The sequence below is a fragment of the Cocleimonas sp. KMM 6892 genome (genome assembly GCF_035798195.1).
GTDB lineage: Bacteria > Pseudomonadota > Gammaproteobacteria > Thiotrichales > Thiotrichaceae > Cocleimonas > Cocleimonas flava.
Window position 1 is genome coordinate 1 of sequence record NZ_JAPFBV010000006.1, and the last position, 16,804, is coordinate 16,804.

At 40.1% G+C, this 16,804-nt stretch carries 12 protein-coding genes; 6 read left to right on the forward strand and 6 right to left on the reverse strand.

Annotated elements, in window-relative coordinates:
* The 3 genes from OO007_RS15790 to OO007_RS15800 form a co-directional block, all read left to right on the forward strand.
* Nucleotides 1-3,789 (forward strand): Ig-like domain-containing protein (locus OO007_RS15790; protein WP_325809515.1); only part of this gene is annotated, 3,789 nt, incomplete at its 5' end.
* Between the two features lie 94 nt (nucleotides 3,790-3,883).
* Nucleotides 3,884-7,537 (forward strand): hypothetical protein, encoded by a 3,654-nt coding sequence (locus tag OO007_RS15795; RefSeq protein ID WP_325809516.1) that lies wholly within the window; start codon nucleotides 3,884-3,886, stop codon nucleotides 7,535-7,537.
* A 262-nt stretch (nucleotides 7,538-7,799) separates the two neighbouring features.
* Nucleotides 7,800-7,994 (forward strand): Alvin_2107 family globule sulfur oxidation protein, encoded by a 195-nt coding sequence (locus OO007_RS15800; protein ID WP_131906697.1) that lies wholly within the window; start codon nucleotides 7,800-7,802, stop codon nucleotides 7,992-7,994.
* A 142-nt stretch (nucleotides 7,995-8,136) separates the two neighbouring features.
* On the opposite strand, the gene OO007_RS15805 is transcribed toward OO007_RS15800, so the two are convergent.
* The gene (locus OO007_RS15805) at nucleotides 8,137-8,769 is read right to left on the reverse strand and encodes a hypothetical protein (protein WP_325809517.1); all 633 of its coding nucleotides are present in this window, start codon (nucleotides 8,767-8,769) and stop codon (nucleotides 8,137-8,139) included.
* Nucleotides 8,770-8,855: 86 nt separating this feature from the next.
* On the opposite strand from OO007_RS15805, the gene OO007_RS15810 reads away from it, so the two are divergent.
* Nucleotides 8,856-9,923, forward strand: coding sequence for an Sfum_1244 family protein (locus OO007_RS15810; RefSeq protein ID WP_325809518.1), 1,068 nt, complete (start codon nucleotides 8,856-8,858; stop codon nucleotides 9,921-9,923).
* The gene (locus OO007_RS15815) at nucleotides 9,920-10,501 is read left to right on the forward strand and encodes a prolyl hydroxylase family protein (protein WP_325809519.1); all 582 of its coding nucleotides are present in this window, start codon (nucleotides 9,920-9,922) and stop codon (nucleotides 10,499-10,501) included. Before OO007_RS15810 ends, OO007_RS15815 begins: the two co-directional genes overlap by 4 nt.
* A gap of 72 nt (nucleotides 10,502-10,573) precedes the next feature.
* Here OO007_RS15815 and OO007_RS15820 read toward each other — a convergent pair whose 3' ends face one another.
* The 4 genes from OO007_RS15820 to OO007_RS15835 form a co-directional block, all read right to left on the reverse strand.
* A complete protein-coding gene (locus OO007_RS15820) occupies nucleotides 10,574-11,980 on the reverse strand; it encodes a sigma-54-dependent transcriptional regulator (protein WP_325809520.1) in 1,407 nt (468 codons plus the stop codon).
* A gap of 47 nt (nucleotides 11,981-12,027) precedes the next feature.
* Entirely contained in the window at nucleotides 12,028-12,420 is a 393-nt protein-coding gene (locus OO007_RS15825) for a response regulator (RefSeq protein ID WP_325809521.1), read from the reverse strand.
* A gap of 144 nt (nucleotides 12,421-12,564) precedes the next feature.
* A complete protein-coding gene (locus OO007_RS15830; RefSeq protein WP_325809522.1) occupies nucleotides 12,565-14,484 on the reverse strand; it encodes an ATP-binding protein in 1,920 nt (639 codons plus the stop codon).
* Nucleotides 14,485-14,842: 358 nt separating this feature from the next.
* A complete protein-coding gene (locus OO007_RS15835) occupies nucleotides 14,843-15,166 on the reverse strand; it encodes a hypothetical protein (RefSeq protein ID WP_131906690.1) in 324 nt (107 codons plus the stop codon).
* A gap of 87 nt (nucleotides 15,167-15,253) precedes the next feature.
* On the opposite strand from OO007_RS15835, the gene OO007_RS15840 reads away from it, so the two are divergent.
* Nucleotides 15,254-15,934 carry a Fe2+-dependent dioxygenase gene (locus OO007_RS15840; protein ID WP_325809523.1) on the forward strand — a complete coding sequence of 227 codons (681 nt, stop codon included), beginning with the start codon at nucleotides 15,254-15,256 and terminating at the stop codon, nucleotides 15,932-15,934.
* 81 nt (nucleotides 15,935-16,015) lie between these two features.
* Here OO007_RS15840 and OO007_RS15845 read toward each other — a convergent pair whose 3' ends face one another.
* Nucleotides 16,016-16,804, reverse strand: coding sequence for a carbon-nitrogen hydrolase family protein (locus OO007_RS15845; RefSeq protein ID WP_325809524.1), 789 nt, complete (start codon nucleotides 16,802-16,804; stop codon nucleotides 16,016-16,018).

The window sequence follows — 16,804 nt, forward strand, 5'->3', positions numbered from 1 at the left end:
GATAACACTACCGGTACAGCGACAATTCAACCAGACGGTAGCTTTGGTCCAGTAACCTCGACGGCAACACAGCCTTCGGGAGATGTCTCAACAACCCAAACCGATCCAGCGAATAACATCTCGCCAGCGGTAACGGATACCTATACAGACACCACAGCACCCGATGCACCAACGCAGACTATAGAACTTAATCCTGATGGTACTTTAACCATTACAGGTTCGGGTGAGCCGGGTGCTACTGCGACTGTTACATATCCAGATGGAACGACTGATACAGCAATAGTTCAACCAGATGGCACGTTCGGTCCAGTGACATCTACAAATCCACAAACTTCAGGTGAAGTTACAACCACACAAACAGATCCGAGTGGGAATACTTCATTACCGACTACTGACTTGTTCACAGATCTATCAGCGCCTGACGCACCAACGCAAGTGATTACGGTAAACCCTGACGGTACGATAAGTATCACTGGAACCGGTGAACCTGGAAATACGGCTACCGTGACGTTCCCTGACAACACTACGGGTACAGCGACAATTCAACCAGATGGTACGTTTGGCCCAGTGACCTCAGTGGCAACACAACCGTCGGGAACGGTATCAACGAACCAAACAGATGACGAAGGAAAAATTTCTCCTCCTGTAACTGATTATTATACGGATAACTTGTCTCCTTCAGCTCCTACGATAAACGTTGTAGATGGCGCAGATGGTTATTTGTCGGCTAGTGAAATTTCGTCAGGTGTTACAGCTGTGATTACAACACCAGCGGGGACTGTTGCAGGTGATATCTTGACGGTTGATACAGATGGAGACAGCTTAGCTGATCACACGATCGTACTGACAACAGAACAATCTTCAGGTGGTACAGTTAATGTCATTGTAGATCCTTTAGATATTCCTGCTAACGGCACATTTACGATTGAAGCTCAGATTACTGATGAATCAGGTAACAAAGGTGATAGTGCTTCAGTAGCTTTGAATACAGACTCTGTAGCACCGAGTTTGACAATTACAGCACCAAGTAATTCATCGGATGCAACACCTGGACTTACTGGTAGCAGTGATGAAATAGGGGCGGTAGTTTCTATAATGGTTAGAGATAGTTCAGGTGTTATACAAACAATATCTGCAACAGTTCTTCCTAACGGTTCGTATTCAGTTGAAGTTCCATCATCGATGGCGAATGGTGATTATACAGTTAATGCAACGGTTGCTGATGCTTATGGTAACAGCACCAGTATTTCTGCTTCAGGTTCTATAGATGCTGAATCTGCTCCTGTTGCTAATAATGACAAAATGGATGATCAACCTTTAGGGCAAACAGTAACTATTCATACTGTTGGTAACGATATTGATGCGGATAATAACCTTGATCCTAAAACAGTAACGTTGCGTGATACATCTGGTACTTCTGTCACTTCGCTAGTAATGAACGGCGAGGGTAACTGGACAGTGGATGCAACAACTGGTGATATTACATTTACCCCAATAACTGGTTATTTGTTAGATCCTACACCTATCAGTTATACAGTCAAAGATACAACTGGACTTGAGTCAAATGTAGCAACGGTAACAATTGATTATGAAGACCCAGCTGCACTAGAAGGGGCTGTTTGGCTAGACAGCGATCAAGATAATACGATTGACGCTAGTGAGACACTCAAGGCCGGATGGACACTAAAGATCAAGAATGACGATAGTGAAGTCGTAGCATCGACTACTACAAATAGTCAGGGTGGTTATTCAGTAACAGGTTTAATTCCACAGGAATACTCAATTGAGCTCTTTAATACCAATGGCACGTTGATTGGAGTCAAGTTTACACAAGGTTCTTTAACATCAGGACAAGTACTCAACTTACTCTTATCAGTAGACCCCAGCGGTATCATGTATGACAGTGCAACTAGTGAGGAGTTAGCTGATGTAACCATACAACTAGTTAACTCTCAAGGTACTGCGGTGAGTGATAGTTGTCTGGGAGAAGGCCAGCAAAATCAGGTGACAACAGAAGATGGAATATACGCTTTTGATGTAAACCCAGCTGCGCACTCAAGTTGTCAAAATAATGAAACCTATACGATCAAGGTGCTATCTGCTCCCGCTGGTTACTTCACAAATAGTACGATAATACCTCCGCAAGCAGGTGTTTATGACAGTGATTCAAATGAGTCTCGTTGTACTGTTGATGTAATTAATAATAGCGGCAGATGTGAAGTGCAGGGTCAGCCTGATGCTCCAAAAGGTGATCAAGATAAAACCTACTATATGAATTTCTCAATGAGTTCGGGTGACAGCAATGTGATCTATAACCATATCGCTCTGGATTCAGAGATAGCACGTCAAGCAGACATAGCTGATGACACTATATTAATGAGTATATCTGCGAGCAAAAAGCAAGTCAGTGTGGGAGACCAGCTTTACTACACGATACGTGCTGAGAATACTGAGGAAGATGGTATTGATGTCGACGTTCGAAATGATTTACCTAAAGGTTTTAAATTTGTATCAAATGAAGCAAAACTGACAAGAGCAGGAGAAGACAAAAGCATAGGTACTGATGACGATATTGTTACAACAATTAAAGCAACAGGTACTGACGCAATAAGTTTTGGCCCATTAGCATTGGATGGTAAAGAAGTCGTACAGATAGGCTATATCGCTAAAATAGGTACTACAGCAAACCAGGGGAATGCTGTGAATACAGGTCAGGCATTTGCTACAGACTCTGACAGTGATGTTGCTAGTAATATCGCTACCGCGACCGTTGCGGTCGTTGCTGACAGTGTATTGGATCAATCTACCTTGATAGGTAAAGTGTTCCATGACCGGGATGGTGATGGCTATCAAGATCCGGCAAATGTCACTGGTCTTACGGTGAAAAGTGATTACTTTGGTTGGAATAGTTTAAACCTTGGCAGACTTAACGGTCGTATCAGCGCCAACGATGATCCCGGTAAATACCGTAGAGTTGTTCGCATGCCTTATTCGAAGAAGAATGACTTCAAGGTTACGACTCAACAAGGCACGGTAATTACGGTGGATAACCAAGGTCGGGTTAAGACAGCTCATAGAGGTGAGAAGAGGAGAGGTCTTACCGCTCAGGATATTCGTGTAACGACACGTAGAATCCGAGGTGTGCCAACGCAGACACCAATCAAATCGAAACGTGTTCCTGCAAAAGACACAGATGTTCTTGAAATTACGATGACAAACTACGGAATTAATGAAGAAGGTATTCCAGGTGTGCGTCTTGCTACAGCTGAAGGTCTCCTTATTGAAACCGATAGTTACGGTCGTTATCACATACCGGATGTAGATGGTGGTCGTCGTGGCTTGGGTAAAAACTTTATTATTAAAGTTGATGTGACTACCTTACCTAAAGGCTCTCGTTTCACTACTGAGAATCCAAGGGTGCTTCGTGTCACGAGCTCTGCGCTGAGTAAGATTAACTTTGGTATTCAATTACCAAATCAACAGTCTTCAAACACACAATCAACAGAAAAAAGTGCCCCAAAGGTGGGGGGTGTGATTGAAAGCGAGATGACTGTCGAAGTTATTCTTAAAAGTGACTTCTTTGTGAACAATCAAGTGAATATCTTACCGGGTAATCTAAAAGTGTTGGATGAGATCGCTGCAACCGTAAAAGAACATGGAAGCGCAATCATTCAAATCAAATCAGGTAAGAATAAGGCTCTGACTAAGTTGCGGGCAAATGTAGTGAGAAAAGCACTTCATAAGAAATTAGGAAATCTTATGGGACAGGTAAAAGTGGAAGCTCATTAAATAGAACACTCAGAGAACATATAAAAAGCATAAGACATGGATGTCTGCTATTTCAAAAATATAAAAATAAGACCAACGATGAACAGGTTTAATAATGAATACAAGACTAACAGTAAAGACTGATTTAATTACCAATTTGAGCACCAAGTCGGGCAATGATTTAGGTATCAATCTAGGCACTAATGTTGATACCAGGAAGCCATTCAATAGCGCACCAAAATTTGGTAAAGCGTTGTTTGGTCTTGTTATGTGTAGTGTTTGTGTGATCACACATGCCACTGAAAGTGATGAAAACACCAACGATTCTTATTCGATTAAAGTGGTAAAAAAGCAGGCTGCAGATAAAACTGTCTCTTACACAGTTAAGCCTGAAAAAACAGACCCTTTAAAGTCAGCGGATTCAAATGATGCAAGGACTATTCGATTAGGAGAAGGCGGAATCATCTGGGTCAGTAATGATCCTGTTTCCCTGACGCCACTGTTGAATGTATCAACAAATAAAGATGTGAAATTTTCAGGCAATGAATTTGAATCAGACGTCACATTTACGTTAAATACAAACTATGCAGCATTTATCGATAGCTGGGAATTAGATATATACAGAGCCACTGATGACGACGAGCGTCGACCTTTAAAAAGTTTTAGTGGTTCAAACCTCATCAACGGTCAGACAATCGCGTGGAATGGTGATGTCAAAAAAGGAGAAAAACTCACAGCAGGTGATGAATTAAAATATATATTAACCGTTCGTAATAAAACGGGGCACAGTGATACAACCAATGCTCGCACAATTACCCTTCAAGGACCGGGTCGTAATTTCGATACCGATACTGTAAGTACACAAAGTGTTGAAAATAATCTCGATAGACAGACGATTCCTTTATACGGGTCTAGAATTCGTCTGTTTGGCAACGATATCTTCGATCACAATCAAATATCTATTGATGGGGAAAAGGTAACAATCACCGAAAATCGTTTTGTCGTTGAACGATTACTCCCAGAAGGTAAACACGAGTTTAATGTTGAAATCACTGAAAATAATGAAGCCAGCTACAGTAAAAAACTCAATGTTGATGTAGATGGTCGCTATATGTTTATGGTGGGGCTGGCTGATGTCACTATTGGGGAAGGTAGCGTTTCTGATAATCTGGAAACCTTAACCGATGGGGATAAGTACCTGGAAGGTGATATTTTTGTTGATGGTCGTATCGCTTTTTACCTGAAAGGAAAAGTAAAAGGTAAATACCTGGTTACGGCTCAGATGGATACAGGTACCGCAGACATTGAAGATTTGTTTGATGATATTCATAAGAAAGACTCACAAAGTCTATTCAGACGTTTAGATCCAGACCAGTATTACCCCGTCTATGGTGACGATTCAACCATCATCGATGACACAGACAGTCAGGGTAAGATGTATGTACGTGTCGATTGGGATAAGTCACGTGCACTCTGGGGTAACTTTAATACGGACATGACTGGCACCGAGTTGAGTTCATTCAACCGCAGTTTATACGGAGCAAAGTTAAGCCATAAAAGTACTCAGGTCACTAGCGATGGTGATCATAAAACGGATGTTACGGTGTTTGCATCAGAGGCTCAAAGCGCCTTTAGACATAATCAGTTTCTAGGAACTGGTGGAAGTCTCTACTATTTAAAAGACACAGACATTGTGGTGGGTTCAGAGAAAGTCTGGGTAGAAGTGCGCGATCGAAACAGTGAACGCGCCATCGAAACCATCGTGATGGAAGAGGGGCGAGATTATGAAATTGATGACTACCAAGGTCGCATCATTCTGCATCGTCCGTTATTGCAAATTGCAGAACAAGCAAGCCCATCTTTAGTTAAAGACAATCCCTTAGATGGCGACCAAGTTTATCTAATGGTTGATTACGAGTATGTGCCGGATGATTTTGAAAGCGATAAAGCCAGTTACGGAACACGTGGCAAAGTCTGGTTAAATGATCATTTTGCCGTTGGTGGCACTTACGCTCATGAAAATCGCGATAACGATGATTACGATTTACAGGGCGTTGATATCACACTGAAGAAATCCAAAGGCACATATTTCACGGCAGAATATGCTGAAAGTGAATCTTTGCAAACTGCGGGTAGTTTTAAGTCTATCGATGGTGGTCTCAATTTTAATGACTTGATTTCCGATGATGGATTAACAGATAAAAAGGGAACTGCTTATAGTTTTGAGGCGCGTGCAAACCTTGAAGACTTTAGTAAACATACAGGGGTTTTAGGTGCCTGGTACAGCCATCGTGACGCAGGGTTTTCAAGTGCGCGATTAGAACAGGGCACTGAAACGGTTGGAGCTGGTGTAGAAGCAATCATCGAAACAATGAAAGCGATGAAATTATCCGCTAAATCCACTTTATTAGATAAAAAAGATATCAGCAAAGTCACCACCGCAAGTGTTCAAGCCGACTATACCTTGAATGATAAAGTGACATTGAGTGCTGAAGTCAGGCACATCAAAGAAGAAGATCAAAGCGAAAATGTAAACACCTCCGAATCGATTGATGGGGAAGGCACATTAGCTGCATTCAGAGTGGGCTACGATGTGAATAAAGATATCAATCTTTATGTTATCGCACAAAGCACCTTGAGCAAGAGCGGCGCTTATACCTCTAATGATCTGATTACACTTGGAACTAAAGCCAAATTAAACGACAAAATTGATCTTAACGCAGAATTCAGTACAGGTGATCGTGGCGAAGCGGTTACTTTAGGTGCTGATTACAAAGTGAGTAAAGATCATACGGTTTATACCAATTACACCCTATCGACAGACGATAGCAGTGATCAAGGAAACCTATTCACGGTCGGTCAACGCAAATCTATCAGTAATCGATTGAAAGTTTTTAGTGAGCATCAATTTACTCATGAAGACAAGCAGTCGGGACTCGGTCATACCTTCGGTATTGATCACGAGTATGACGATGATATTACGCTAAGCGCATCTGTCCAAACGGCTCGACTTGATAAAGAAGACGGCGGAATTACAGATCGTGATGCATTCTCAGTCGGTTTGACGTATGAAAAAGGTAAAAGTACAGGAAGCTCACGATTAGAATATCGTAGAGACAAAGGACAAACTAATCTTGTCCCTGAAGATACGGAACAATGGGTCACAACTAATCGATTAAATTATCAGTTAAGCCCTTCGTTACGCTTGCAGGGTAAAGTGAATTACTCGGTAACCAAAGATATTATCGGCAATAGTAATGATGCCAAATTTGCAGAAGTAGGTTTTGGGTTTGCATTCAGACCTGTTGATAATGACCGACTAAATATTCTTGGTCGTTTAACCTATCTTTATGATTTACAACCTATCTCGCAAAGTACCGAGGCTGATGAAAAATCGTTAATAGCGAGTCTGGAAACAACCTATCAACTCAATCAAAAGTGGCAAGTTGGTGGAAAAATGGCTCACAAATTAGGAGAAATTCGCACTGATCGAGATTCAGGTTCTTGGGAGAAAAATGATGCGACCCTAGTGGCTGCAAGTGTTACTTATCACCTGAATAAAAAATGGGATGCAATGGCTCAGTATCATTGGATGAATTCTGATGAGTCACAAGACACACAGCATGGTGCCATGATTTCCGTTGATCGTCATATTAATGAAAACATGAAGGTTGGAATCGGTTATAACTTTACTAACTTTGACGATGACTTAAGCAATACAAGTGGAGATGCAGAAGGGTGGTTTATCAACTTGGTGGGTAAATTCTAATCCAAACTGCGCTTTAAGTTTAATCAATAATGGCCCACAGAAATGTGGGCTTTTTTATTGATTTAAAATAAAAATATATACACCCCCCTACTTATAAGCCGTTTTTTTGATCGTATTTTACCCCAATAGGGATATTCAGAAACTCTAATATACACGTATACTTTGTGAATCAAATTTCAATCAATATGTTATCAAAAGTGTATCTAACGTATTGCTTAGTGATATTTATATAAATTTAAAAAAGATGTTAGAGGAATAGTCAATGAATCAGGAATATTACGATGCAGTTGTTGCAATGGAAAAAGCAGGCGTAGATGCTGAATATCTACAAGGCTGGCAGGGAGGATACCTTGTAAATCCTGAGCGCGAAGAACAGCGTGTGACCGAAGCATACGAAGCAGGATATGCAGATGGTACTGAAAAAAATATGGATGGCTACAAAGAGTGGATTAAATAATCATTTCGTTCTAACCATTTAGACAACATAAAAAAAGCAGGTTAAACCTGCTTTTTTTATGTTTCGGTTTTATGGGTAAATTATCTAAAAGCCACCCCCCCACTTATACCCGTATTTATAGAGGTATACTTTTTAACTGTTTTTAAGCTGGTTTATCCCTTAGTAAGACATGACGAGAATCTAGCGCTTCGCCGCCTACATCTTTAATTTCTTCGTCCACTAATCCTACCGATTTTACTGTCTTTTTAAAAAGTCCGTAAAACTCCGGCATAAGTACCTGTTGAATATAATCCAGCGCCCATTTTCTATCTTTGGGGCCAAGTACATCAGCAATATTATTACCGAATTCACGCCCCATAGAGAAACCAGGCTCGTGCTTTTCTTCATTCCACTTGGTGTCGGAATAAGATTCAAAGCGACTATTTAGCTTTTCGATAAAGGGGGTTCTGTAATCACCTGGGCCACTAAAGTCTCTCGCATTGTCTTGCACATGGTCCGCTACTTTTTTCGCGTAAAGGCTGATGAGTGTGGCGCGATCTTCATCGCTCATCGTTTCATGCACCACGCGATCCAATGATTGAATCATGAATGCCATCACTTCTTCGATGACTTCGATGCGTTGTACTTGCGAATCTACCTGAAAATTTTCATTTTCAATTTCTAACAAGGTTTGCATGCCGATTTTCCAGCTATTAAAAGCAAGCACACTGACGGCATCTTCAACCGTTACTTCGCGCTCTTCTTTGCTCCACTTTGTTTTGATACGAATTCGCATAATGATTTCCAAAGGATAGTTATTAGAATTATAGGTATCTCTTTAGGAAAAGCGAATACCTCTTTAAAACCTTGTATTATGCCTTTATGAATAGCCAGTTAAAAGAACTCGTAAAAACAGTGCAACACAACTGCCATATAGCGGATGCCAGACATGCGGGTGATTACACCTTGTGTGTATATTTGCTGAAAATGCGCGAAATGTACCGCTGGGAGCAGGGGATTAATTTTAAGACCATGCTAACAACCGATGATGTTGGGGACTGGTTAACGCATCGGGAAGGTGTCTGGGATGAGCTGGAAGAACAGGAGTATAAACCTCTGAATATCGAACAGCAGCACTTTAAAGTATTCGATAATAAAGCAATCAACGCTGTATTAGGTAAACAGAATCTCGTGTATAACGCGGGTCTGGGTATTCGTAGCAGACCACACTTTTTTATTGCAGAACTTGAAAAGTCCATTCGGCACGATGACTACACAATTAGCATTTCTAACAAAGAATATGCACGGGATATGGCCGCTCCACCAGCAATGGCTCAGGGTAAACATATCTTTATTCGGCGTGAATCATTAAGGCGTGTTATTTGGGAAATTCTGGATGATGCGAGGGTGTCTGGTTTAGATAATCCCTTGACCAGAGCAATGAGTTTTTATGATTTCGAATCAGACCCGGAAGTTGCAATCAACCAGATGACAGAGTCTGAAATCGAACACGTAATTCAACATGAAATAGGTGAAGTTAAAGCCGGTGAGCTATTGGCTCAAATAGCAGGCGATGAAATCTGGAATGAGATGCTCAATAACTACGCCCGTACACATGCAGAAATCATGTTACGAGCAATACGGGATCATCTGGCTGACTCTATAACCACCTTAATTAAGTTGTTAGAAGACGGCTATATTGATCAAAACAGCGCATCCATACATTTTTATTTTGGTAATTTGACAGCCATGCGAAAGCACTTAGCGCCAAAGCTGATGCATGCGTATCAGCATTGGAATAAAGCGGGACAGCTAGATCAAATTCAGCGGGTGCTTGAATATTCGCAAAATCATTGGTTAGGTCTTTCCAGAAAATTAATTGAACAGTATCAAGCCGGAAAAGATGCAACCGCAATCGAAGCATTAGTGAATGACAATAAATTAGTATGAGTAAAATAGTAGAAGTAAAATCAGGAAGTTTTATTTTTGAAATCAAGAATGCTTTACCTGATTTCTTATGCGATGACATGGTTGCCCGTTTTGAAGAAAATCAATCCGACCAATATGCCGGACGTGTAGGGTCGGCGATGACAGACAATACCCAGTTAAAGAAAACCACAGATTTAGTTGCCAGTGGCAAAGAGCACTGGAAAGACGTCGATAATAATCTGTTTAGATCACTGGCGATGGCATTAAAAAGCTTTAAGGAGAGCTATCCCTATTTTGCCGATATGAGTCGATATAAAGATATGGGCTATAACTTACAGCGTTATCAACCGGGCGAGTACTATCACTGGCATGTGGATGCGGATAATCTGGAACTGGCATCGCGCCAATTGGTTGCCTTGTGGTATTTAAATGATGTGGAGCAGGGTGGACAGACTGATTTTATGCATCAACACGTATCAGTCACTCCAGAGAAAGGTAAACTGGTTTTATTTCCACCATTCTGGACACACGAACATCGTGCAGCGGTGGTTGAGCAAGGCGTTAAATATATAGCGACTACCTGGATAACCTTTAAATAAATAAAGCTGGCTAAAACTAGGCTACAAAGCTTACTTAAAGACAGTTCTAACAGTTCTAACAGTTCTAACAGTTTAAGACGTAGAAGGCTCATCCCTTCGAGACAAACGTTTATTCAAAGCCTGGCGTGTGATACCTAAAATGCTGGATGCTTTCTTCTGATTGTTATCGCAGCGTTTTAACGCTTCATCAATAAGATTGTTGGTTGAATTCTTTATTGTCGGTAACTCATACATACTTACAAAATCCCCCCATACTTCTTTGGCTTTTGCACTATCACCAGAGGAAGTTAATGCTAAATGTTTTTTGATATGATCAAGGCTCAAGGTATCACCCGTGGTATGGATAGCGGCGTCATACAACAACATTTCCAATTCACGCACATTGCCTAAAAACAAATGATTATTGAAAAGATCATATAATTCATTGGGAATTTCAGGTGATTCTTTGCCAAGTTCTTCACAAGCACGTTTCAGGAAGAATTTTGTTAATACCGGAATGTCATCCCGTCTTTCTCTTAGTGGCGGAATTTTGATGGTGTGTATTTGCAGTCGGAAATATAAATCATTACGGAAACTTCCTTCAGAAATTAGCGCTTCCAGGTTTTGATGCGTAGCGGTGATAATCCGAGCCGTATTCGTTTCTGATATATCAGAGCCTAACGGGTAATAGGTATTTTCCTGAATCAAACGTAATAATTTGATTTGTGATTGTGGTTTTAAATCACCTATTTCATCAAGGAAGATGGAACCGTTTTTAGCTTTTTTAATCAGACCTTCTCGATTCTGAAGCGCCCCTGTAAAAGCGCCTTTTTTGTGCCCGAAGAGGCTATCAGAAAACGCGGTGTCATCAAGTCCGGCAGCGTTTACGGTAACGATGTTACCCGTGCTATTCGAAACATTGTGAACTGCATGTGCAAAAAGCTCTTTACCTGTGCCGGTTTCTCCCAAAATTAAGACAGGTCTATTAGATTGTGCAATCGCCTCGATGTATTTAAACAGCTTCTTCATTCCTGTATTTTCAGTCAAAATATTGGAAAAGTGTGCGGATTGAGTGACTGTATTATCAAGAAGGTGTTGCTGGATTTCTAACAGTTCCTGTTTGTGATTTTTCTCTTCGATTGAATTTTCAATGACGTGAAATAAGCGCTCATGATCAATTGGCTTAACAAAATAGTCGGAGGCACCGAGTCTGGTACATTTGATAGCAACGTCGACAGTATCATCACCTGTAATCATGATGACTATTTTTTCCGGAAAATCTTTTTTTATTTTTGATAATAAATCGAGTCCACAAACGTTAGGCATATGCAAATCAAGTAGAATAATATCAGGCTTATTAGTGATTATTTCCGGTATCACTTTTTCAGCATCTGTGAGTATTTGTTGTTTGGTATAACCCTTAGTTTTTAATATGATCGATAAGCCGAGCAAGGTCTTCTCGTCATCGTCTACCATCATAATTGATATATCTTTATTCACTCTGTGTTTCCTTAAAATATGTCTTAACCATTTCTACTGAGGTTTTCTTAAGCTTGATCGGAGCTCGTTTTAGTCGTTACTTCTGTCTGGTCAACTTTGTGTAATATCTCTAAAAGCCTGATGTTGTCTAAAGGCTTAATGAAGTAGTCGAGTGCGCCTAACGCTTTGCATTCCTTAATGGTATCCCGGTGATCCATGGCAGAAATGATGATGATGCTCAGGTCAGGGTCGATTACCAAAAGAGGGGTAATTAGATCTTTACCCGATAAATGCGGAATATTGAGGTCGAGCAATACCACATTAAATTTGGTGGCTGATACTGCTTCGAGTACTTCGCGGCTATCGGTTAAGGTGGATACATCTTTAAAACCTTTAGTTTTTAAATACGTGGATGTACTCCGGGTAATCATTTCCTGATCGTCTACTATTAATATTTTCATGTTCACATGCTCGCTAATATTTTAGTTTTTTTATTGTTCTGTTTCTGTTGGTTTTCTTTATAGTGTTTTCGTTTTTATGCTTTTTTAATAACGCACTAGTAAATAACTAACTGGTTTATGACAGTCTGGTTATTGGCTATCTGTTTAATTAATCCCTAGTTGAACATCCATCGGCTTCACATCGATTGGAAAATCAATGGTAAATTCTGTGCCTTGTGTGAATGCTTGATTGATTCTGATTTCGGTATGGTGTTGTGCCGCAATACTCTGGGAAATGGCTAAACCTAAGCCTGTACCGCCGGTATCCAGTTTGGTTGAGAAGAAAGCATCAAAAATCTTATGAAGATTTTCTAACGGGATGCCATCACCGTAATCTCTCACTCGTACTGTTACGAAGTTTTCTTTATCGTTTGATGTGTGGATACTAATTTTTTCTGATGGATTATCGATTGCTTCAAGTGCGTTGATAATCAGGTTAATAAGCACTTGTGAAATACGTCTTTTATAGCACCAGATATCAGAAGGGGAAGCTTGTAAATCCAATTCAAAATTATTACAGCGTGTATTAATTTGCGTTCTCAAGGTGTATCTGACTTCTTCAATCAGATCGTTCAAAGAACACACGCTGATGTCCTGATCTTTGTCCTGTCGAACAAAAGACTTTAGATCATTAATGATGTTGGTTATCTGGTCACTGCCATAATGTATATCATTAATAAGCTCAGGGATGATTTTGATTAATTCGTTAAGGCTTATATTGTTAAAAGTAATATCCGGATGTTTTTCTGCATAGGCATTTAGCTCAGGTTGCATTGCATTAAACGTTTCCTTTAAAACGATAGAGTTCTGTTTAATGATGTGATTAGGGTTATTAATTTCATGCGTTACACCGGACAACATTGTTCCAATAGAAGCCATTTTGTTTTTCTGGATGAGTTGTAACTCGTAGTCTTGTTGTTTCTTCTTTAATTCCAACTCATTGGTAATATCGTTAAACACAATCTGGATGACTTCATCGTCATCTTCTTCTTGAGTGATAAGCATAAACATCGCCTTTACATATTTGGCGGTATTCTTCTTTGTGATTAACTTTATTTCGTTATAAACAACGGGTTCGAAGCTGATTGTTTTTAAGGTGTTATGTATGTCTTTGGGGATGATTTCATTTGGGAAATGAATAAGTAAATCACCAATGATGTTATTGTCATTTGTATATTCCAGAATATTGAACGCTTGTTTATTGCCGTAGATGAATTTCCAGTTTTTATCGACAATGATAATCCCTTGTAGGGAACCTTCGACCAATGCTCGATAGCGTCTTTCACTGGTTTCAACTTCATTCATGGACGAGTGTAATTCTCCACAAAGTTTATTGAATGATTGTGTGAAAACATCCAGTTCGTCATTAATGGTGTTATTACTTGAAGGTCGATTGAGTACTAACTGTTTTTTATCTTTAAAAGCGCTGGGATTTTGTAAGAATTCACTAATCGTACTTAAGTGTCTCGCAACGAGTTTCTGGAAAATATACAGAATGAATAAGGCAACCAGAAAGGTCTTAACAAAATTAGCAGAGAGAACAATTAATAAACGATTTTTAAGGTTGTTATAGACATATTGACTGTTTTGGGCGACTTCCAAAACACCGATGACATGGCGTCTATTGCTCGTCGGGGATAATATTTTTTGAGTAAATGTGTTGATATTTTTACTGTGATGCTTAAAGTCTATTTTTGAGTGTTTAAACAGTGTGTTGACTTGGCTATCCGCTTTGATGCTGGCTTGGGTAACGGTAGGTAATGCCGTAATTCCTTCCAGTAACGCTTCGATTTGGCGTTTGTTAATACCCCAAACCGCGTTTTCAATACTCTTTAAATAACTCTTATTGATCTGCTCCCGTACTTCATTGATTTGATTCAAATCTTTTTTATACTCGATATACAGTTGAATTCCAGAGAGTAATAGCGTGACCAATGAACTAAACAGCAATACCCGCAATAGAAATGCTCTGCCGATTTTGGAAGAGATATTCGGATTAAAAAAATTAGGACTCGCTGCATTCATTGAATAATGTGATCTACTTTTTATTTTGTTTGTTAATTATTGACTCGCTTAGTTACTTATCAATTAAGCAACTATTGTGCCAATAGAAATAATTGGACAAAGCCCTATATACAAGGGTTTCAATGACTTGGGCGGGGATTAGAATGAGTGCCGGGTTTTTACAAATAGACACATGGAGACATAAGTCTCAGATTGGGGACATAAGTTTACATTTTTTGTTACGTTGATTGCTTATTTTGAAAGTATGTATTCAACGATTTTGACTCAACCTTCAAAGCAGTATCCTAAAAAAAGTGCCTCAAAGTAGGGGGGTGACTTATTGATTAATCTTGAAATAACTAAACAGCCAATGAAAGTCTTATCGGGTTTCCAGATCATAGAGTGTCATGTCGCCTTCGGTATTAAGATGCAGCGCATAAGCATTAGGGACTCGCGATAAAATATATCCAGCCATCAACGTTCCGGTTTCTTTATTGCCCGTTTCTAACGCAGTTAGAATTCTATCGCCGACGATTTGGCAACGTTGCATTAAGTCAGGTTTTTCGATCCACGAACGGCTCATTTGATAGCCTTGATCCATGTCTTTGTCTATCATGTCGAAATACTCACGAGCATCCGTAATGATTTCATCTGGCACGTGTATATCCTGTTCGTGTTCATCAACAAAGATTTTAAGTATCATGAAGCTACTTCCTACAAAAGGGGGGTAAAGAATACTGGAAAACGTCGATTAAAAATACGCTATTTAAAGTATGGTAACCTGATCATTATGTTATTAATAATTAAAAATGTCCTTAAGCAAAATCAACTAAAAGTCATTTCTACCTTGCTTAAGCAGGCTGATTTTGTGGATGGTAAATTATCAGCGGGAAAAGAAGCGGTAAAAGTAAAAAATAATGTGGAATTAGCACAGCAAAGTCCACTGCATGATCAGCTTAACCAAATGGTAATGACATCTCTGCTACAGCATCCTGAGTATCAGGCGAGTGTTTTTCCGCTTAAAGTAGCGACTCCTTTTTATGCTCGTTATGCAAAAGGTATGGAATATGGATTTCATGTGGATGACCCGGTCATGGGAGCCGCTTCCGGGGGAATGCAAAATCGTTATCGATCTGATATTTCCACAACCGTTTTCCTGAATGATGATTATGACGGCGGAGAACTCATCATTAAAACCGCGTTTGGTGAACAAAGCATTAAGTTATCCGCAGGCGATGCGGTTGTCTATCCATCCAGCAGTTTGCATAAGGTAACCGAGGTTACCAAGGGTGAGCGTTTGGTCGCTGTCACTTGGGCACAAAGTATGATCAAGGATAATAGCCAACGCGAGTTATTGTATGAATTAGGTCAGGCGCGAGAAACGCTGTTAGAGAAAAATCCAAATAGCGATGAAACTTCTAAAGTCAGCAACGTTTATGCAAATCTGGTGCGTCGTTGGAGTGAGTTATAATTGAGTGATAATTGAATTGTAATTAAGAAATAAAAAAACGCCTCAAAGTAGGGGGGTGGCTTTATATCTTAGTTACTTATTCTAATCAGAAATTAATGCCTTAAGCGTTTGTATTTGAGATAAGTAGGGCAAACGTGTCTGTGCAGCTTCTACAGCGTTGATGCTTATTTTCGCAAAAATCGTTTCTTCACCCGCACCAGCTCTGGCAGCATCAATCCCATCGGGTTGAACAATACAACTCCCCCCATAGTAACGTAAGTTATTTTCAGTGCCTGAATGATTGGCATAGATGACCCAGATTCCATTTTCAAAGGCTCTGGTGGGCATGACTTTTTCGGAAACGACTCCCCAGTTTTCCGAAAGTGCTGTAGGAATAATCACCGCATGCACGCCTGCCAAGGCAGCGGCACGAATTGATTCTGGAAATTCGGCGTCGTAACAAATCAACACACAGCATTTAAATGCACCGATATTGAAGTAACTCATGTTTTTGCCCGAGTCAAAATGATCAGCCTCAAAACCCGGGGGTAATAATAATTTACGGTGATTGATTAAGGTCTCACCGTGCTTGTCGATACACAATGCAGAATTATATATCCGCTCTTCTTCCTGTTCTGGGTAACCGTATACAATGGCAGTATTAAAGTGCTTTGCTAATTCTGCAACGTGCTTCGCAGTCTCGCCTAACTGGGATTCAGCCCGGTGTTTGAGTTGCTCACCCATATTATATCCAGAAGTAAAAAGTTCAGGACAGACTAGCAAATCAGTCGACTCAGGTACGTTTACTAACGCCTTTTCTAGTTTATTAACCCGGTGCCTAACGTCCGACTCATCGGCATCACTTTGGAATATGGCAACGTTTAGTGACAT